Raw genomic sequence first — 18791 nt, 5'->3', positions numbered from 1 at the left:
GTGATCAGTCGCTTCGACGTCCGCGAGGCGAGCTCAGCGCAGGTGGCGCTCAGCCGCCTCGACCACGTTCTTCATGAGCATCGCGCGGGTCATCGGTCCGACGCCACCGGGCGTCGGCGACAGGAACCCGGCGACCGATGCGACCGCGGGGTCGACGTCACCGCGGAGCTTCGCCTTGCCGGTCTCCTCGTCGACGATGCGGCTGATGCCGACGTCGATGACCGCAGCTCCGGGCTTGACCCAGTCCGGCTGGACGAGTCCGGCCACACCGGCCGCGGCGACGATGATGTCGGCGCGGCGGCACTCGGCCGCGACGTCCTCGGTGAGCGAGTGCGTCAGGGTCGCGGTGGCCTCGAGGCGGGTGAGCAGCAGGCCGAGCGGCCGACCGACCGTGAGCCCCTGCCCGATGATCGTGACGTGCTGGCCCCGGATCGGGACCTCGTACGCCTCGAGCATCGCGACGATGCCGCGCGGGGTGCACGGCAGCGGAGCGTCGATGGTGCCGGCACCACCGGGGACGGCGAGGACGAGCTCGCCGAGGTTGGTCGGGTGCAGGCCGTCGGCGTCCTTCGCCGGGTTCATGAGCTCGAGCATCGGGATCGGGTCGATGCCCTGCGGCAGCGGGAGCTGCACGATGAACGCGGTGACCCGGGGGTCGTCGTTCATCTGCAGGATCGCCGCACGGATGTCGGCGGCGCTCGCCGTCTCGGGCAGGTCGATGCGGACCGAGTCGAGCCCGATCCGCGCCGAGTCCTTGTGCTTGCCGGCGACGTAGGACACCGAACCCGGGTTCTGTCCGACCATGATCGTGCCGAGCCCGGGTCGGAACCCGTGGTCGTGCAGGCGGTCGATGCGGAGCTTCAGGTCGTCGAGCGTGCGGGCGGCGAGGGCGGTGCCGTCGATGCGGACGGCAGAGCCCTCCCCCGCCCAGAGCGCCCGCGGCAGGTCGGCCACGGCGGCGCTCACGCGTAGAGCGGGAACGCGTCGGCCAGCGCCTTCACCCGGGCCGAGAGCGCCTCGATGTCCGGGTTCGGCATGAGCGTCAGCGCGATGATGTCGGCGACCTCGGTGAACTCGGCGTCGCCGAAGCCACGGGTCGCCAGCGCCGGGGTGCCGATCCGGACACCGGACGTGACCATCGGCGGGCGCGGGTCGAACGGCACGGAGTTGCGGTTCACGGTGATGCCGACCTGGTGCAGGAGGTCCTCGGCCTGCTTGCCGTCGACCTCGGACTCGCGGAGGTCGACGAGCACCAGGTGCACGTCGGTGCCGCCCGTGAGGACGTCGATGCCGGCGGCCTTCGCGTCGGCCTGCGTGAGACGGTCCGCCAGCAGACGAGCACCGCGGAGCGTGCGCTCCTGGCGGTCCTTGAACTCGGGCTGGCCGGCGAGCAGGAACGCGGTGGCCTTCGCGGCGATCACGTGCATGAGCGGGCCGCCCTGCTGCCCCGGGAAGACCGCGGAGTTCAGCTTCTTGAAGAGCGACTCCTCGTTGGACAGGATGATGCCCGAGCGCGGACCGGCGAGGGTCTTGTGCACGGTCGACGAGACGACGTGGGCGTGCGGGAGGGGCGACGGGTGCAGGCCGGCCGCGACGAGCCCGGCGAAGTGCGCCATGTCCACCCAGAGCGTCGCGCCGACCTCGTCCGCGATCTCGCGGAACTTCGCGAAGTCGAGCTGGCGCGGGTAGGCCGACCAGCCGGCGATGAGGACCTTGGGCTGGTGCTCGATCGCCTTCGCGCGGATGTCGTCGTAGTCGACCTCGAAGGTCTCGGGGTCGACGCCGTAGGAGACCGCGTTGTAGATGCGGCCGGAGAAGTTGAGCTTCATGCCGTGGGTCAGGTGACCGCCGTGGGCGAGCTCGAGGCCGAGGATGGTGTCCCCGGCGGAGGCGATGGCGTGCAGGACCGCGGCGTTCGCGCTGGCACCGGAGTGCGGCTGGACGTTCGCGTACGCGGCACCGAAGAGGGCCTTCGCCCGGTCGATGGCGAGCTGCTCGGCGACGTCGACGAACTCGCAGCCGCCGTAGTAGCGCTTGCCCGGGTACCCCTCGGCGTACTTGTTCGTCAGGACGGAGCCCTGGGACTCGAGGACGGCACGCGGGACGAAGTTCTCCGACGCGATCATCTCGAGGGTGTCGCGCTGGCGGCCGAGCTCGTTCTGCAGGACGGCGGCGATCTCGGGGTCGACCTCGGCGAGCGGGGCGTTGAAGCTGGACTGCACGGTCGCAGGCGTCAGATCGGTGATGGACACGGGACTCCTCGTTGTCTGTTCCGCCGCGCACGAGCACGACGAGGTGGACGGGTGGGCGCGGCCCAGGCGTACGGCCGCGCACCGTGTCAGGTGTCGCTCCCCGATGGTGACCCATCCAACGCCAGTCGCGACCCCACGATCGTACCGAGCGCGCCCGTTCGTGTCACCCTGGTGGCATGACCCTGCTCAGCCCCGACGTCGACGAGCGGACGACGACCCGCTCCGACACTCCATGGGTGACCGTGGTCTGGGACGACCCGGTCAACCTGATGTCGTACGTCACCTACGTCTTCCAGTCGTACTTCGGCTTCGGTCGGGCGAAGGCGGAGCGGCTCATGCACCAGGTGAACGACGACGGCCGGGCGATCGTGGCGACCGGGGCTCGTGAGGCGATGGAGGCCCACGCCGAGGCGATGCACGGGTACGGCCTCCAGGCGACGGTCGACCGGGCGCCGACACCGTGATCCCGTTCGTGCGCCGCGCCGACGGGGTCCACCTCGGTCTTTCCTCCGGCGAGCGTGACGTGCTGACGTCACTGACCGAGCAGCTCCAGCAGGTGCTCGCGGACGACCTTGCGGCAGACCCCGTGGCGACGAGGATGTTCCCGGACGCGTACCCGGACGACGACGCGGCGAGCGCCGAGTTCCGGCGGTGGACGCAGTCCGATCTGCTGACGCAGAAGACGTCGAACGCGGCGGTCGTGCACGAGTGGCTGACCGGGGTGCGCGACGGCAGGTTCTCCCCCGCGGACGAGCAGGCGTGGCTCCGGTGCCTGACGGACCTGCGGCTGACGATCGCGGAGCGCCTCGGCATCTCGGACGCCGCGAGCGAGGAGGCGTCGTACCGCGCGGAGGCCGGGGTCGGCCTCCGCGACGTCTACGACTGGGTCGGGTACGTGCAGGAGCACCTGGTCGGGACGATCTCCGCTCGCTGAGCGTCAGGCGTCGGGACGGGGACCGAGCAACTCGTCACGGTGCCCCGCCGCCCAGTCGGCAAGGGAGCGAGGCGGCTCCCCGGTGATGCGCTCGACCTCGTCGGTGAACGCGTCCACGCCGTCGAGGCCGCGCCGCGCGACCCGTCCGAACTGCTGGCGGAGCCCTTCGGCCTGCCAGGCGTCGACCCCGCTCGCGCGCAGCACGGTCCGGAACACCCGGCTCGGCAGGTGGAGGTAGCGGACCGGGTGTCCGAGTCCTGCGGCGAGTCCGGCTGCGACACCGCGGCCGTCGAGGAGCTCGGGGCCGGTGAGCACGGGCTCCGCACCGGTGTGCTCACCACGGAGCAGGACCGTGGCGGCGACGGCGGCGATGTCGGCCGTGTCGATCCACCCGATGACGCCACGGCCCATCGTCTGCGGGAACACCCCCCGTCGGATCGCCGGTCCGGACGCCACGAGGTTCGTCATGAACCCGGACGGATGGAGGATCGTCCGCTCGAGTCCGCTGGCCCGGACCGCCTCGTCCACCTGCCAGATGGCGGCGGCCCACGGCATCGGCGAGTGCTCGGCCGCGTCCCCGCCGGACAGGTGGACGACCGCGCGGACCCCGGCAGCGCTCGCGGCGTCGACTGCGGTGCGGCCGTGCTCGGCCTGCCGTGGCGTCGCGGCCGTGACGAGGAACAGCTGGTCGACCCCGTCGAGCGCCGCGGTCAGGGCCACGCGGTCGCCGAGGTCGGCCAGGCGCACGTCGACCCCTCGCGCGGTGAACGCGTCCACCTGTTCGGGGCGGCGCACGATCGCCCGGACGCGGGCTCCCGCATCCAGGAGCCGCTCGACGGTCTGACCGCCGACGTCTCCCGTGGCCCCGGTCACGGCGATGACGCTGTCATCGTGCTGCACCATGATCCTCCCTGGTATCAGTTTCCTGATACGGGAGGCTACGCCGGTACCCTGGGTCCGTGCCCCGGGAGTTCGCAGCAACGCGTGACGACGTCGACGCGATCGCCGCGTGGACGGTGATCCGCGCCGCACGGACACTCGCCAGGCGCCTCGGCGACGTGCTCGCTCCCCTGGGGCTCACCCCCGTCGAGTTCGGAGCGCTCGTGCAGCTGGCGGCCGGCGGGCAGCTCACGCAGGCCGAACTCGCCCGCGCGGTCGGCATCCGCCCGCAGAGCGCAACCACGCTCGTCGCGGCACTCGCGGACCGCGGGCTGCTCGACCGCGGCTCGGAGCGCGGTCGAGGACGACCGTCCAGGATCACCCTGACGAGCGCCGGCCGGGCACTGCTCGCCGAAGCGTTCCCGGCCGTGCGCGCGAGCAACTCGTGGTTCGCCGACGACGGGGAACACCTCTCGGCGATCCTCGCGCCGTTCGTCGGGGACGCAGCGGACCCCGCTGACGCCGCGCCCTGATCGACAGGCAACCTTGCAAGTTGCCCTGTCGAAGTAGTACCGTGGTGGAATGACTTCGGATGATGCACCCGACCTCGCCAGCGCGCTGCTGACGATCCACGGCCGCATCCGCCGGACACTGCTCACGGGCAAGTCCGACGAGGTGACCGCTTCGCAGACCGCTGCGCTCGGACGGCTCCTCCGGTACGGCGAGAGCACGGTCGCCGACCTGGCACGGGCCGAGGGTGTCCGCCCGCAGTCGATGGGCGCGACCGTCCAGGCGCTCGTCGACCTCGGGTACGTCGAGCGCCGCCAGGACCCCACCGACGGGCGACGGACGCTCGTCCGTGCGACCCCGGCCGGTGCCGCCGCGCGTGAGGACGCCTGGTCGGCCCGCAGCCGCGTCCTCGCGGAGCGTCTGGCCGCGCTCGACCCGGAGGACCGCGCGACCGTGGCCCGCTCGCTGCAGATCCTCGAGCCGCTGGTGGAACCGTGACCGCGACCGCCCCCGTCCCGACACCCGCTCCGACCGACGGCGGCGGCAGCGGCTTCGGCCCGAAGCTCCTCGTCCCGGTGCTCGTCGGCCCGCTGCTCAACCCGATCAACACCACGATGGTGTCGGTCGCCCTCGCGCCGATCTCCCGCGACCTCGGGATCGGTGCGGCGCAGGCGATCTGGCTCGTCGCGGCGCTCTACCTCGCGAGCGCCGTCGCCCAGCCGACCATGGGCAAGCTCGCCGACCGGTTCGGACCGAAGAAGGTCTTCCTCACCGGCCTCGTCATCGTCGGCGTCGCCGGGGTCGTGCCCGAGTTCCTCACCGGCTTCGGCGGCGCGGTCACGGCCCGTGTGCTCATCGGCATCGGTACGTCATCGGCCTACCCGGCGGCGCTCACGACGCTCCGACAGCACTCGGCGCGGATCGGCAAGCCCACGCCGCCGCTGGTCCTCGGAGCCCTCTCGATCACGTCGCTCGTGTCCGCTGCCGCCGGACCGCCGCTCGGCGGAGCGCTCATCGCGGCCTTCGGCTGGCACGCGATCTTCCTCGTCAACGTGCCCCTCGCGGTGTTCGGCATCGTCGTGTCCGCGCTGTGGCTCCCGTCCGACCGACTCCGGCCGCGGAACGCCGACGACCTGCCGGTGCTGCAGGCCCTCGACCCAGTGGGCATGCTCCTGATGACCGGCGCGGTCTCGGCACTCCTGGTCTTCCTGCTCGACCTCCCGGCCGGGCTCTGGTGGTTGCTCGCGACCGCGATCGTGCTGCTCGTCGCGCTCGTGCTGTGGGAGCTGCGCGCCGTGAAGCCGTTCGTCGACGTGCGGCTGCTCGCCCGGAACGGCGCGCTGTCCCGGACGTACGTGCGGCTGTTCCTGGTGTACCTGCTCGCGTACACGATGACCTACGGCTTCTCGCAGTGGGTGCAGGACGTCGCCGGCTACTCGAGTGACGCCGCCGGGTACATCCAGCTGCCGGCGGCGATCGTCGCCGGGGTCGCGTCCTTCCTCGTCGCACGGAAGACCGCCGTCCGCGGTCCGCTCATCGCCGCGGCCGTGGTGCCGATCGTCGGCGGCCTCCTGCTGCTCCTGCTCCACGCCGGCTCCCCCGTGGCCCTCCTCGTGCTCACGCCGGCGTTGTTCGGCGTCCCGCAGGCCTTCGCGTCGGTGTCGAACCAGGCCGCGCTGTACCGCGTCGTCCCCGCGGAGTACATCGGCACCGCGGCCGGGCTCTCGCGGACGAGCGTCTACATCGGGGCGATCGGAGCGTCCTCGCTCATCGGGGGCGTGTTCGGCACGGCGCCCACCACGCCGGACCTGCACGTGCTCGCGTGGGTGATCGTCGGCGTCGCGGTCGCGGCGAGCGTCCTGACGATCGCCGACCGTGCGCTCGCCGGAACGAAGACCCGCTGATCGAGCTCGTCCGCAACCGCGGGCGCGCGCCTTCGTCACACACGCTCCCGAGCCGGTGGTCGTCCGGAGCGGCACGCCGGACCGAGCAACTCCCGCGCTGCTGGCAGTTCCGGTGCACGAACCCCGCGTTCCGCGCACCGGGACGGCCACGACGCGTTCGGAAGGTCCGCCCGGGTCGTGGTGCACACCCGACGGGCCCCGCCCGGGTCGTGCCAGGACCCGACGGGCGCCGTCCGGATCGTGACGCAACCCGACGGGCAACGCCCGGAACTTGACGCAACCCGACGGGCGCCGCCCCGGTCATGGCGCAACCCGACGGGTCCCGCCCAGGTCGTGCCGCGACCCGAGGGGCCCACCCGGCGGTGCGTGCCCCGCACCACCGCGACCGCGTGCGGAAGGCGGCCGCCGAGGAGGACCTGCACCGTGCCTCCAGGCCGAGCGCCGGAACGGCCCACGTCCCCGACCAGCGCGCGGCAGCGCGCCCGGTACCCTGATCCGGTGACCGACCCGACGCCCGCGCCCACCGCGACGACGCCCACGCACTGGACCCTCACGCTGGTCTGCGACGACCGCCCCGGGATCGTGCACGCCGTGTCGGGAGCCGTCGTCGCCGCGCAGGGCAACATCACCGAGTCGCAGCAGTTCTCGAGCGCTGACACGAACACGTTCTTCATGCGCCTCCAGGTGATGGCGCCGGTCGACCGCGAGTCCTTCGAGGAGGCCCTCGCACCCGTCGTCCAGCGCTACGACGCGCGCGTGCAACTGGACGTCGTCGGTCGGCCGCTGCGCACCCTGGTGCTCGTGTCGAAGGCCGGGCACTGCCTCAACGACCTGCTCTACCGGCAGCGTGGCGGGCAGCTCCCGATCGAGGTGCCGCTCGTCCTGTCGAACCACGGCGACCTGCAGGAGCTGGCGTCGTTCTACTCCGTGCCGTTCGAGCACCGTCCCGTGACCGACGCGGAGAGCAAGCACGACATGGAGCAGCGGATCCTCGAGGCCGTGGACGAGCACGACATCGAGCTCGTCGTCCTCGCCCGGTACATGCAGATCCTGTCGCCCGGCCTCTGCGCGGCGCTCGAGGGACGCGCCGTGAACATCCACCACTCGTTCCTGCCCGGCTTCAAGGGCGCCAACCCCTACCGACAGGCCCACGCCCGGGGCGTCAAGCTCATCGGCGCGACGGCGCACTTCGTCACGAGCGACCTCGACGAGGGGCCGATCATCGAGCAGAACGTCGTCCGGGTCGACCACACGAAGGGTCCCGCTGAGCTGGTGTCGATCGGGCAGGACGAGGAGTCCCGCACGCTCACCCAGGCCGTCCGGTGGATCGCCGAGGACCGCGTGCTCCTCGACGGCGCCCGCACCATCATCTTCAAGTAGGAACCGTGTCCGCACCACAGAGCCCCGTCGACTGGTCCGAGGCCCCGGACCCGCATCCCGTCCAGCCGCGCAGGCTCGGCGCCTGGGACGTCCTGCGGGCGCTCGTGTGCGCGTTCGGACTGTTCTCGCTCGGGTACTGGGGCTACCTCGCGTGGCCGTACCCGCTGCCGGCCGTGTTCTTCATCGTCGGTGCGCCGCTCTTCGCCGCGGTCGTGTGGTTCTTCTTCCGCTCGCCGCGCTCGCCGATCGAGACCGACATCGTCGGCAAGACGATCGTCGAGGTCGCGCTCGTGGTCGCGGCCGGTGCCGCCTGGGTGTCGATCGGGCACCCGGTGGTGGGGCTCGTCTTCGTCGTGGTCGCTGCGGTCTCGGGCGTGGTGCAGTTCCGTCGGGAGGCGCGGTGAGCGGCGGCGGGTCCGTCATCGGCGGTTCCGGATCCGCCATCGGCGGTTCGGGGTCGGTCGTCGGCGGCTCCGACTTCGCCGTCGGCGGCTCCGGCCTGGAGGCACGGCGCACGCTGGTCCGGTCGGCCCGCGTCGTCGACGCGGCCGGCTCCACGGCGGACGGCTGGGTCCTCCTCGACGGAGACGTGATCCGCGCGGTCGGCTCCGGCCCTGAGGCCCCGACGGCGAACGAGGTCGTCGACCTCGCCGACGCCGTCCTGGTGCCCGGGTTCGTGGACCTGCACGGACACGGCGGTGGCGGCGCGGCGTACGAGGACGACTCGTTCGCCGCGGCCCTCGCGGTGCACCGGGCGCACGGGACGACCCGGTCGGTCCTGTCCCTCGTCGCGAACCCGCTGCCGTCGCTCGTCGCCTCGCTCGCCCACGTCCGTTCGGTGATGGCCGACGACCCGCTCGTCCTCGGCGTGCACCTCGAAGGGCCGTTCCTGTCGCCGCAGAACAAGGGCGCGCACAACCCCGACTTCCTGATCGACCCGACGCCTGCAGCGGTCGACACCCTGCTCGAGGCCGGATCGAGCGTGGTCCGGCAGGTCACGATCGCCCCCGAGCTCCCCGGTGCACTCGCCGCCATCGAGCGGTTCGTCGCGGCCGGGGTCACGGTCGCCGTCGGCCACACGGTCTGCTCGTACGACCAGGCCAGGGCGGCGTTCGACGCCGGCGCGACCCTGCTCACGCACGCGTTCAACGCCATGCCGGGCATCCACCACCGTGCACCGGGCCCGATCTCCGCCGCGGTGACCGACGACCGGGTCACGCTCGAGCTCATCCTCGACGGCGTCCACGTGCACCCGTCGGTGGCGTCCCTGCTGCTGGCGGCAGCCCCGGACCGCGTCGCACTCATCACCGACGCGATGGGTGCCGCAGGGGCTGCCGACGGCTCGTACACGCTCGGGTCGCTCGCCGTGACGGTCGCGGACGGCGTCGCGCTCGTCGCCGGCACCGAGACGATCGCGGGGTCGACGCTGACGCAGGACCAGGCGCTGCGGAACGCCGTCGAGCTGGCCGGTCGGACGCTCCCCGAGGCGGTCGGTGCACTCACCTCGGTACCGGCCCGCGCACTCGGACTCGGCGACCGCCTCGGCAGGATCGCTCCGGGATACGCCGCCGACCTCGTCGCGCTCACGCCGGCGCTCGAGGTGACCCGGGTGTGGGGAGCCGGGCGCGCGATTCGCTGATCGGCCGATCTGTCACACGGCCGCCGTTCCGGACACCCACTGTTCGGAGGCAATCATGAACACACCAAGGGGGCCGGGCGCCGTCCCGGACACCGCACTCGTCGCCGCCGTCGCGAAGGGTGACGGCGAGGCGTACACCGCACTGCTCGACCGCCACTCGCGGGCGGTCTTCCGCTACGCCTGGGGGCTCGCCGACGAGCGGTCGGACGTCGACGACATCGTCCAGGAGACGTTCCTCGTCGCGTGGCGCCGGCGGAAGGACATCGGGGTCGTCGGCGCATCGGCACTGCCGTGGCTGCTGACCACGACGCGGTACGTCGCGATGAACACGAACCGGCAGCGACGGTCGATCCGCACCGACGAGGTCGACGAGCACAGCGGCGCGTCCGAGGCCTGGTACCGCCAGGCCGCCCACGACGAGGCCGTGCACCAGCTGCGGTGGGTCCGCGCGGAGATCGCCGCGCTCGACTCACCCGACCGGGAACTCTGCGAGCTCTGCCTCCTCCAGGGCCGGTCCTACGACGAGGCCGCCGCGATGCTCGGCCTCACCACCACGAACGCGCGCAAGCGCATCCAACGATCGCGCGCGAAGCTGCGGTCGAGCCGCGCGCTGCACGAGATGGAGCAGACACTGTGATCACCGCACCGCCACCCGAGGGCGTCGCCCTCGACGAAGCCATCCGTCCGATCCGACGCGCGGTCCTCGATCGCACCGTCCACGCTCGCCGCCGCTCCCGCTGGACCTTCGGGGCCGTCGGGTCCGTCGCCGCGGTGACCGCCCTCGCGACCCTGATCGTCGGTGGGAACCTGACGGGTGCCACCGACAGGGTGCCGGTCGTGGGGTCGGACCCGCAGGCCGCCACCGCCGCCGAGGTCCTGCACAAGGCCGCCGACGAGACCGTCGCGACGAGTGACCCGACCGTCGGGCCGGGGCAGTACCTCGAGGTGTCGACGAAGCGCGAGAGCCAGGCGTTCTTCGGCGACGCGAACGCGTACTCCGCGCTCGTGCCGTACACGGTCACCGTCTACCGACCCGCGGACGTGTCTGCCGAATGGACGCTCGTGCGCACGTCCGGCGAGCCGACGCGGTTCTTCCCGGCCGGTGCCGCGACCGAGGCGGCCGCGGAGTGGAAGCGCGAAGGGGCCTCGTACCCGATCGAGACGCTGCACGGAGCAGGCGGCCGCTTCGAGGGGTACTCGGACTGGACGCCGGCGCACCTGACCGAGATGCCGCGAGACCCGGCTCAGCTCTCCACGTGGGTCTCGGAGCACGCCACCGGTTCCGTGAGCCACGCGGAGGCGATGACGACGTTGATCGCCGACGACCTCGCCACCGGACTCGTCCCGGCCGACCTCCGGAGCGCCATGTACGAGGTGCTCGCGACGATCCCCGGGACGACGATCACCCACGACGCGGTGACGCTCGATGGTCACACGGGCACGGCGATCGGCCGGGACGAGCCCAACCGCGACGGGGAGCACTCCGAGATCGTGATCGATCCCGACACCGGCGCGTACCTCGGCTCACGGACCCTCACCGGTTCGGCGAGCCGGGTACTCCCGAAGGGGACGGTGCTCGACTCGTCCGCGGTCACGACCACCGTGGTGGACAGCGTCCCACAGGGCTGACCGATCGCCGCGGAACGGTGGCGTCCGGGCTCCCCGGACGCCACCGCCGGTCGCTCGGTCCGCACCGTCTCCGTGTGAGACTGCCAGGCGGTGTCGGATCCCGTGGCCCGCGCGCACGCGGTCCGTGGGGAGCACGATGGACCGCGTGGACATCGACACCGTTGCGGCTGCGCTGGTCGAGCGTGCGGAGGCGGTCGGGCAGGCCGTGCTCCGGACCGACGCGGCCACCCCGGTCACCGCACTCCGCAGCGCCGTCCGGCGGACCGCGCGGGCACGGGGCGTCGCCGTCCGGACCGGGATGGTCGACGACGTGCTCGCCGTCGTCCGTGCGGATGCTCCGCTCTGGGACGCCTCGACGGCCGAGATGCGGCGTGCTCTGGACGCCCCGGACGAGCCCGGCGTCGTCGGCTGACCGTCAGACGGACGCCTCGGTGCCCTGCGCCTTCCCGACCACCACGTCCACGATGCCCGCCACGAGCGCCGCCGCGACGAACACCAGCGCGACGCCGAGGCCGAGCGGCAGCCCCTGCGAGTAGTCGCCCTTCGAGCTGGCGAGTGACGAGTAGAAGATGCTGCCCACCGCAGCGATGCCGATGGCCGAGCCGACGCGGGCGCCGACCTGGATGAGCCCTCCGGCGGAGCCGCCCTGCTGGACCGGCACCTCGGACAGCGTGAGGGTCTGGTTCGGGGAGATCGTGAGGCCGGAGCCGATGCCCGCGACGAGCAGCGGCACGACGAGCCACCAGCCGAGGTCGGACCGGAAGTGGTTCGCGACCACCCAGATGACCCCTCCGAGGCCGATCAGCACGAGGACCGTGCCGACGACGATGAGCTGCCGGCCGAAGCGGTGCACGATCCGGCCGCCGATGGTGGACGCGATGCCCGACCCGATCGCGAACGGGACGGAGGACAGTCCGGCGAGCAGTGCCGAGTACTCCAGACCGGACTGCAGGGCGAGGGTCAGGACGAAGAACAGCGGGGTGAAGCCGGCGAAGTAGAGCGTGGCGAGGCCGACGCCGAGCGAGAACGACCGGCGGCGGAACAGGCCGAGGTCGATGACCGGCTCCTTGCTGCGGCCGTAGTGGCGCTCCCAGAGCACGAAGAGCACGGCGAAGACGACCGCGACCACCACCAGCCAGTACTTCGTGTTGCCCTTCCACTGCTCGGACTGCACGAACGGCAGCAGGAGCGCGACGACCGCGGCGCCGAGCAGGACGATGCCGACGGGGTCGAAGTCGTGCTTCCTGCCCCGCTCGGCCTTCGCGGCGGCGGGGAGGTACCGGAAGGCCAGGAGGATCGTGACCAGCCCCACGGGCAGGTTCACGAAGAACACGAACCGCCAGCCGTTCTCGGTGCCGAACGCCGTGATGAGCAGCCCGCCGATGAGCGGCCCGATCGCGGTGGCGATGCCCACGGTGGCGCCGAAGAGCCCGAACGCGGTCCCTCGCTCCTTGCCACGGAAGAGCTGCTGGATGAGGGCGGTGACCTGCGGGGTGAGCAGGCCGCCCGCGAAGCCCTGCACGAGCCGCGCGATCACGAGCACGAGTCCGTTCGGGGCGAAGCCGCACAGGGCACTGGCGAGCGTGAAGAGCCCGACGCCGACGACGAACATGCGGCGACGACCCGAGGCGTCCCCGAGTCGGCCGCCGGGCACGAGCAGGAGCCCGAAGGCGAGGGCGTACCCGGAGAGGATCCACTGCACGGCCTCGGGTGTGGCGCCGGGCAGGCCGGACGAGATCGACTGCAGTGCGACGTTCACGATCGAGACGTCGAGCAGCACGATGCCACCGCCGAGCAGGCAGATGACGAGGGCCTTCCAGCGGTTCGGGTCCGGCTGGTCTCCGTCGCCCCCGCCGTCCCCACGGGCAGGTGAGGTGGGCGCGGACGCGGGGGTCGACGGCGCTGCGGGCGACTCGACGGCGGCCGCGTGGTGCGCGGCGTGGTGTGCGACGGTGGGAGACGCATCGGGCTCGACGGGTTTGCGGTGTTCGGCAGCCATGACACCGCCACGGTAGGCGCGTCGGGCGCGGGGGTTCGCAGTGTGCGGGCGCTCGATGTACCCCGAAACTGCGCAGGCGTTCAACCCGCCGCAGAATCGCTGAATCCCCCTCAGAGCACCTTTATCGTCTGTGCACGAATGCGCCCATCGTCTCCTTCGCCAGCCTCGAACCGCACAGTCGATCCAATCATCAGGCGCTCCGCGTCATCTGCCGACAATTGACCACGATGAAAAAACACGTTGTTTGGGAAGGCCTCGTGCTTGATGAACCCAAACTTTCCACCCCAGGAAACAATACTCCCAACCTTTGCCTCCTCCTTTATAGCTGACGCGCTTACGACGTCTGCGAATTGCGTCCTTTGATCTGGCGGAAGGAGTCCCAGCGCCGCCACAAAATGGTGCCACGCCCGCGCGCTCCGAACCACTTCGACATGCGCCGCGCACCAAACCGCTATACGTTCGATTTTGGGTTCATCAATCACTCCCCCAAGACCAGTCATACCGCGCAGGCTCGCTACCGCCGACTCAAGCATCTCGCTCGCGAGCTTCAGATCGGTGTAGCCTTCACCCGTAGCCTTAGTCCCCATCGCGAAGCCGGTGTAACCCTTCTCGGCCGCGTCGACGAGATTGCGCTCGCCATACGCTTCCTCCGACCACCTACGCCAGCTCTCCACCAGAGAGGTCATCGCGATAAGATATGGCTTGCCCGACAAGTCATCAAGGACACTTTCCAGCAGTCGCTGACCGGCTTCGTACTGCCGGTTCCATATCCTCAAGTTACCAAGCGCAACTGCGGTGTCAGAGGTGCCTAGGATCCGGTGGGCATCTTCAGCGTAAACGATGGCACCTTCAACATCCCGCATGGCTCGAGCGAGATGCCCACCAAGGAAGTGGGACACTACCGCACGTTCTTCGTCCGTCTCGCAGTTCGATAGGGCAGCACGGTAATGGACAAGTGCATCCTCATTGCGGCGCTGAGTCGACGCTATGAAGCCCGCCACTCGTTCAACTTCCCAGTACTCGCCATTGACCGCTCTCGCACGATCGAGGTGCAACTCGGCTGCCTCTGCATTACCCTTTTTACTTTCCGTGAGCGCTGTATCGAGCAGATGCACGACAGGCTCGAATTCGGCAGACCTGGTCCGTACGAAGTTCGGACCTAGCGTACGATTAGCGCCTTCGACTCGGCGCCGCTCTGCCCCTCGACGATAAAGCTCCTCCCGCTCGCGGATTCGTGACAATACGCCGGATCTATCAGGGCGATCCCGGAGAAACATCCGGGCAGCGGCCGTCAATCCGAGCCGAGAAACTAGACCTCCGTCAGGGTCCGGCTCATAAAGGACCAGGGAACCTCGGGCAAGCTCTTGGGCCGCTCGGCGGAGGTCGTCGATTGATAAGTCAGTCAGGACCGCCAACTCGTCGAAGGAGACGCTACGCCCTACTGCTTCGATGACTGTAAGTGCAGATTGCGCTTCTCCGCTCAACGCTTCGAAAACATTCTGCACACAGAACGCAAGCAACTCTCTTTGGTCGCGAAGAGTACTCAGTGGCTCCTTTCCAACTTCCACGGAGTAGATGTACCAGCGTATTGCAAGCGGACTGAATCTAAGTTGCTCAAGAATCTGATCAGTGGCCGCGGGAGAAAGTGACGCGAGGCGTGGCGCCCGAGCTGAACTCAACTTCTTGAAGAGCCTCATTGCATCTGCACTTTTCAGCGGGCCAAGCGGCACTCGCCGTTCGATCTGACCAATCCCAATGCGACTCGTGAAAAGGAACGTGACCCCGTCAGGCAAAGCGTCATACAACCGCAGCACGTCATCGCCTTGGGCAGATTCAAGATTATCGATGACGACCAAGGAGCGAAGGTTGGACAGTGCTTCTGCGAGTGACCCAATGGTTCCGTCTAGACTCCCGTCGATCGCTGCACCGAGCAGACGCGTGGCACCCGCGACATCCTGAACCGCATTTCGAATCGAGATCACACCGGAATGAGTAAGAGTTTCCGTCTTGAGCGAGACCCACAGCACACAGTCGAAGCCTGCTTCATCATCGTCTACCAGGGCATATGCGGTCTCAAGAGCAAGTGCAGTCTTGCCAATACCTCCTTCGCCAGTAATCGTTATAACATGCTCCCTGCCCCGCTTTATGAGCGCTTTGAGTTGCTGTAATTCCTCAGTCCTGCCGACCAGTCCAGTGTCATCGTAATCGGCGAGTGGAAGGTTATGTAAAACATTTTCAATCGGCAGCGCAGTCTCGAGCGGTGGCTCCCAATCGACTTCATTCTTCAGTCGCGACACGGTCTCGCGAGTCGCACTCCAGTACCGGGTGTTGAAGGCTCCAAGTATCGAGACGGCGGTGTCGAAGTCCCCTGATCGCAAGGGCCGCCCGTGCATTACCCGATTTCGGATAGGAATTATTTCCTCAACACGCGACGCGTTCACTCGCAAGTGCTCCGCGAGATCGCCGGGAAGGAGTTGCTTGTGCCGCATGAGAACATCAAAAGATTGTCTCGTGTATAAATAATGAACGATAGAACCGCGGTCGACAGTGTCTTCGGCAGCCCTTAGCCTATCGGCGTTATCGAATTCGGGACCGAGCACCTCTTGCTCAGGAAGATGATCGAGTAAGTACTGCTCGATCAGATCGCGCATATCCCGCTCGAACGCTTCGATGAGCACAAATAGACGACTTCGGCTCATTCGCAGTGTGAGTTCCACTCATGGAGCATACGATCGCAGCGCCCGGACGCGCTAGCGATTTGGGCCACGACTCCGCAGGCTACGTGCGCCCTGCGAGGATGGCGGCATGAGCGTCATGGTCTCCGCGTTCGACGCGCACCGCACCCGCACGAGCGAGAAGTACACGGCCTTCCCCCCGGAGGTCCTCCCGATGTTCGTCGCCGAGATGGACTCCGTGCTCGCCGAACCCGTGCGGGACGCCCTCGTCGCAGCGGTGACGAACGGCGACACCGGGTACGTCGGGCACGGTCGGGCACTCCCCGAGGCGTTCGCCGACTTCGCCGCCGACCGGTGGTCGTGGCGCGTCGACCCCGACCTCGTCCGGACGACCACGGACGTCTCGGTGGCCGCGGTCGAGACGCTCCGCCGGGTGATCGCGCCCGGCGACCGGGTCGTCGTCATGCCGCCCGTGTACCCGCCGTTCTGGGACTACGTGACCGAGGCCGGCGGCACCGTCACCGAGGTCCCGCTCCTGCCACCCGAGGACGGCGAGGACGACGCCGGCGGAGCCGCCACCGGCGCCACGACCGCCGGCTGGCGGATGGACCTCGAGGGTGTCCGCCAGGCCCTCGCGGACGGCGTGCGGACGGTCCTGCTCTGCAACCCGCACAACCCCCTCGGCCTCGTGCACCCCCGGGACGACCTCGCCGCCCTGGCCCGGCTCGCCGCGGAGTACGACGCCGTGGTGGTGTCGGACGAGATCCACGCGCCGCTGACGCACGCGGACGCGGTCTTCACGCCGTTCCTCGGCTCGTGCCCTGAGGCCGCCGACCGCGGCGTCGCCCTGACGAGCGCGAGCAAGGCCTGGAACCTCGCCGGCACGAAGTGCGCCCTGATGGTCGGGGCGTCGGAGCGGGCGCGGGCCTGGTTCGACGGGATGCCGGCCGAGGTCGTCGAGCGCACCGGGATCCTCGGCTACACCGCGAGCGTGGCGGCCTTCCGCGAGGGCGGGCCCTGGTTGGCGTCGCTGCTCGCCGAGCTGACCGTGAACCGGCGGACGCTCGCCGAACGCCTCGGCGACGTGCTGCCCGGCGCACGGTACCGGCAGCCGCAGGCGTCGTACCTCGCGTGGATCGACCTCGGCGCGCTGCCGTTCGGGGACGACCCCGCTGCGGTCCTGCTGGACCGGGCGCAGGTCGCCCTGTCACGCGGGCTCGACTTCGGCCGACAGGGAGCAGGGCACGTGCGCCTGAACTTCGGCTGCTCTGCCGACACGCTCGACGAGGCGCTGCGCCGACTGGCAGAGGCGCACTGACGCGTGCGACGACCGAGCCGTCGCACGCGGCATCGTCACTCGAACCGCTGCCACTCCGGCTTGTTGTCGTAGGTGTACCGGTAGTAGTCCGCGAGCGTGAGACCGGCGGCGGCTTCCTCGTCGACCACGACGGTGGCGTGCTGGTGCAGCTGCAGCGCCGACCCCGGCACGAAGGACGACAGCGGCCCCTCGACCGCGGCGGCGACCGCGTCCGCCTTGGCCGAGCCCTGCGCGACGAGGACGAGCTCGCCGGCCTCGAGGATCGTGCCGAGCCCCTGGGTCATGCAGTGCGTCGGCACCTGGTCCGGGGAGTCGAAGAACCGGGCGTTCGCCTCGCGCGTGGACGGCGCGAGGGTCTTGATGCGCGTTCGGGACGCGAACGACGACGTCGGCTCGTTGAACCCGATGTGCCCGTTCGCCCCGATGCCGAGGATCTGCACGTCGACCCCGCCCGCGGCGCGGATCGCGGCGTCGTACTCCTTCGCGGCGAACTCGAGGTCGGCGGCCCGGCCGTCCGGCACGCGGACGCGCGACGGGTCGAAGCCGAGCGGACCGACGACGTCACGGGCGATGACGGAGGCGTAGGACTCCGGGTGCTCGAGCGGGATCCCGACGTACTCGTCGAGGGCGAACCCGCGGGCCTCGGCGAACGAGATCTCGCCGGCCTCGACGCGACGCTGCAGGTCGACGTAGATGCCCTGCGGGCTGGACCCGGTGGCGAGACCGATGACGGCGGACGGCTTCTTCGCGACGACGGACGCGATCTTGGCCGCGGCGACGCGACCGACCTCCGCCGGCGTGGGCAGGATGATGATCTCCACGACCCCACCCTACTGGTCATGACCAGTCCCCGACAGGGTGTGCCGTAGCGTGGTGCCGTGCCCACGCCCGACTTCGCCCTCTCCCTCCGCGAGCGCATCGGGAACCACCCGCTCTGGCTCACCGGCGTCACCGCCGTGGTCATCCGCGGAACCGGCGACGACCGTGAGCTCCTGGTCGTCCGACGGGCCGACACGGGTGCGTACACGCCGGTGACCGGCATCGTCGACCCGGGTGAGGAGCCAGCCGTCGCCGCGGCACGCGAGGTCCTCGAGGAAGCCGACGTCGTCGCGGTGGCCGAGCGGCTCGCCTGGGTGCAGGTGCTGCCCGAGATGACGTACCCGAACGGCGACCGGGCGCAGTACCTCGACCTCGTGTTCGCGTTCCGCTACGTCTCGGGCACGCCCTTCCCCGCTGACGGCGAGAACACCGAGGCGTTCTGGGCGCGGCTCGACGCCCTCCCGCCCATGTCGGAGGACATGCGCGCCCGCGTCGACGCCGCGCTGGCGGACGAGGTGGCGACGCGCTTCCAGCGCTGACGGGTCGGTGCTGCCGCGTCCCGTCACCGGACTGGAGGCGCGGAGCGGGCCCGCACCGCGCCTCCCGTCCGTCGGCCGACGCCTCTGACCGCGACCCACTCCGTCATGTCCCGTCGCTTTCGCGAGAGCGACAATGTCATGCGCGCGGAACGCACCACACTGTCGCTTTCCCGGCGTGGACGGCACGGCTCCCACGCGAACTGTCGCTTTCGCGCCGGGGACCGCCGCGTCGGCGAACGCCCCGGCGCGCCCTGCGCCCCGCGCTCGCTACGCGAGCGGCTCGACCGCGACCGGTGCGCCGGTCAGGCGCACGG

General features: G+C 70.2%; 19 protein-coding genes and 1 riboswitch. Of the genes, 13 read left to right on the top strand and 6 right to left on the bottom strand.

Annotated elements, in window-relative coordinates; genetic code table 11:
- Positions 1-33: 33 nt before the first annotated feature.
- On the bottom strand, positions 34-966 hold the full coding sequence (locus ACSW7Y_RS08720; RefSeq protein WP_438125906.1) for a tetrahydrofolate dehydrogenase/cyclohydrolase catalytic domain-containing protein: 933 nt from the start codon (positions 964-966) through the stop codon (positions 34-36).
- Positions 963-2252 (bottom strand): serine hydroxymethyltransferase, encoded by a 1290-nt coding sequence (gene glyA, locus ACSW7Y_RS08715; protein WP_438125905.1) that lies wholly within the window; start codon positions 2250-2252, stop codon positions 963-965. Before glyA ends, ACSW7Y_RS08720 begins: the two co-directional genes overlap by 4 nt.
- 53 nt (positions 2253-2305) lie before the next feature.
- Positions 2306-2391: riboswitch (ZMP/ZTP riboswitch) on the bottom strand.
- A 37-nt stretch (positions 2392-2428) separates the two neighbouring features.
- On the opposite strand from glyA, the gene clpS reads away from it, so the two are divergent.
- Both clpS and ACSW7Y_RS08705 read left to right on the top strand, forming a co-directional pair.
- Positions 2429-2716, top strand: coding sequence for an ATP-dependent Clp protease adapter ClpS (clpS, locus tag ACSW7Y_RS08710; RefSeq protein ID WP_438125904.1), 288 nt, complete (start codon positions 2429-2431; stop codon positions 2714-2716).
- Positions 2713-3186 carry a DUF2017 family protein gene (locus ACSW7Y_RS08705; RefSeq protein WP_438125903.1) on the top strand — a complete coding sequence of 158 codons (474 nt, stop codon included), beginning with the start codon at positions 2713-2715 and terminating at the stop codon, positions 3184-3186. Before clpS ends, ACSW7Y_RS08705 begins: the two co-directional genes overlap by 4 nt.
- Before the next feature lie 3 nt (positions 3187-3189).
- Here the strand turns inward: ACSW7Y_RS08705 and ACSW7Y_RS08700 are convergent, their stop codons facing one another.
- Positions 3190-4089 carry an NmrA family NAD(P)-binding protein gene (locus ACSW7Y_RS08700; protein WP_438125902.1) on the bottom strand — a complete coding sequence of 300 codons (900 nt, stop codon included), beginning with the start codon at positions 4087-4089 and terminating at the stop codon, positions 3190-3192.
- Positions 4090-4145: 56 nt separating this feature from the next.
- Here ACSW7Y_RS08700 and ACSW7Y_RS08695 point away from each other — a divergent pair, with 56 nt between their 5' ends.
- From ACSW7Y_RS08695 to ACSW7Y_RS08655, 9 genes are all read left to right on the top strand, one after another.
- Entirely contained in the window at positions 4146-4598 is a 453-nt protein-coding gene (locus tag ACSW7Y_RS08695) for a MarR family winged helix-turn-helix transcriptional regulator (RefSeq protein WP_438125901.1), read from the top strand.
- A gap of 49 nt (positions 4599-4647) precedes the next feature.
- Positions 4648-5073 carry a MarR family winged helix-turn-helix transcriptional regulator gene (locus tag ACSW7Y_RS08690; RefSeq protein ID WP_438125900.1) on the top strand — a complete coding sequence of 142 codons (426 nt, stop codon included), beginning with the start codon at positions 4648-4650 and terminating at the stop codon, positions 5071-5073.
- A complete protein-coding gene (locus tag ACSW7Y_RS08685) occupies positions 5070-6479 on the top strand; it encodes an MFS transporter (RefSeq protein WP_438125899.1) in 1410 nt (469 codons plus the stop codon). Before ACSW7Y_RS08690 ends, ACSW7Y_RS08685 begins: the two co-directional genes overlap by 4 nt.
- A 498-nt stretch (positions 6480-6977) precedes the next feature.
- Positions 6978-7859 (top strand): formyltetrahydrofolate deformylase, encoded by an 882-nt coding sequence (gene purU, locus ACSW7Y_RS08680; protein WP_438125898.1) that lies wholly within the window; start codon positions 6978-6980, stop codon positions 7857-7859.
- A 5-nt stretch (positions 7860-7864) separates the two neighbouring features.
- Complete coding sequence (locus tag ACSW7Y_RS08675) at positions 7865-8263, top strand: YrdB family protein (protein ID WP_438125897.1); 399 nt, start codon at positions 7865-7867, stop codon at positions 8261-8263.
- 95 nt (positions 8264-8358) lie between these two features.
- Positions 8359-9498, top strand: coding sequence for an N-acetylglucosamine-6-phosphate deacetylase (gene nagA / locus ACSW7Y_RS08670; protein ID WP_438125907.1), 1140 nt, complete (start codon positions 8359-8361; stop codon positions 9496-9498).
- A gap of 55 nt (positions 9499-9553) precedes the next feature.
- Positions 9554-10135 (top strand): RNA polymerase sigma factor, encoded by a 582-nt coding sequence (locus tag ACSW7Y_RS08665; protein WP_438125896.1) that lies wholly within the window; start codon positions 9554-9556, stop codon positions 10133-10135.
- The gene (locus ACSW7Y_RS08660) at positions 10132-11127 is read left to right on the top strand and encodes a CU044_5270 family protein (protein ID WP_438125895.1); all 996 of its coding nucleotides are present in this window, start codon (positions 10132-10134) and stop codon (positions 11125-11127) included. The genes ACSW7Y_RS08665 and ACSW7Y_RS08660 overlap by 4 nt, the downstream gene beginning before the upstream one ends.
- A gap of 145 nt (positions 11128-11272) precedes the next feature.
- A complete protein-coding gene (locus ACSW7Y_RS08655; RefSeq protein ID WP_438125894.1) occupies positions 11273-11539 on the top strand; it encodes a hypothetical protein in 267 nt (88 codons plus the stop codon).
- A 3-nt stretch (positions 11540-11542) separates the two neighbouring features.
- On the opposite strand, the gene ACSW7Y_RS08650 is transcribed toward ACSW7Y_RS08655, so the two are convergent.
- On the bottom strand, positions 11543-13126 hold the full coding sequence (locus ACSW7Y_RS08650; RefSeq protein WP_438125893.1) for an MFS transporter: 1584 nt from the start codon (positions 13124-13126) through the stop codon (positions 11543-11545).
- A gap of 110 nt (positions 13127-13236) precedes the next feature.
- The gene (locus ACSW7Y_RS08645) at positions 13237-15843 is read right to left on the bottom strand and encodes an AAA family ATPase (protein WP_438125892.1); all 2607 of its coding nucleotides are present in this window, start codon (positions 15841-15843) and stop codon (positions 13237-13239) included.
- 88 nt (positions 15844-15931) lie between these two features.
- On the opposite strand from ACSW7Y_RS08645, the gene ACSW7Y_RS08640 reads away from it, so the two are divergent.
- Positions 15932-17119, top strand: a complete 1188-nt coding sequence (locus tag ACSW7Y_RS08640; RefSeq protein ID WP_438125891.1) for a MalY/PatB family protein — start codon at positions 15932-15934, stop codon at positions 17117-17119.
- 35 nt (positions 17120-17154) lie between these two features.
- Here ACSW7Y_RS08640 and nagB read toward each other — a convergent pair whose 3' ends face one another.
- Positions 17155-17940 carry a glucosamine-6-phosphate deaminase gene (gene nagB / locus ACSW7Y_RS08635; RefSeq protein ID WP_438125890.1) on the bottom strand — a complete coding sequence of 262 codons (786 nt, stop codon included), beginning with the start codon at positions 17938-17940 and terminating at the stop codon, positions 17155-17157.
- 57 nt (positions 17941-17997) lie between these two features.
- Between nagB and ACSW7Y_RS08630 the strand changes: the two genes are divergently transcribed.
- Entirely contained in the window at positions 17998-18477 is a 480-nt protein-coding gene (locus tag ACSW7Y_RS08630) for an NUDIX hydrolase (RefSeq protein ID WP_438125889.1), read from the top strand.
- Positions 18478-18791: the final 314 nt, after the last annotated feature.

It is taken from the genome of Curtobacterium flaccumfaciens (genome assembly GCF_051548005.1).
In the GTDB taxonomy this organism is placed as follows: Bacteria; Actinomycetota; Actinomycetes; order Actinomycetales; family Microbacteriaceae; genus Curtobacterium.
The sequence above is the reverse complement of the archived record's forward strand: the minus strand, read 5'-3'. Positions and strand labels throughout refer to the sequence as shown.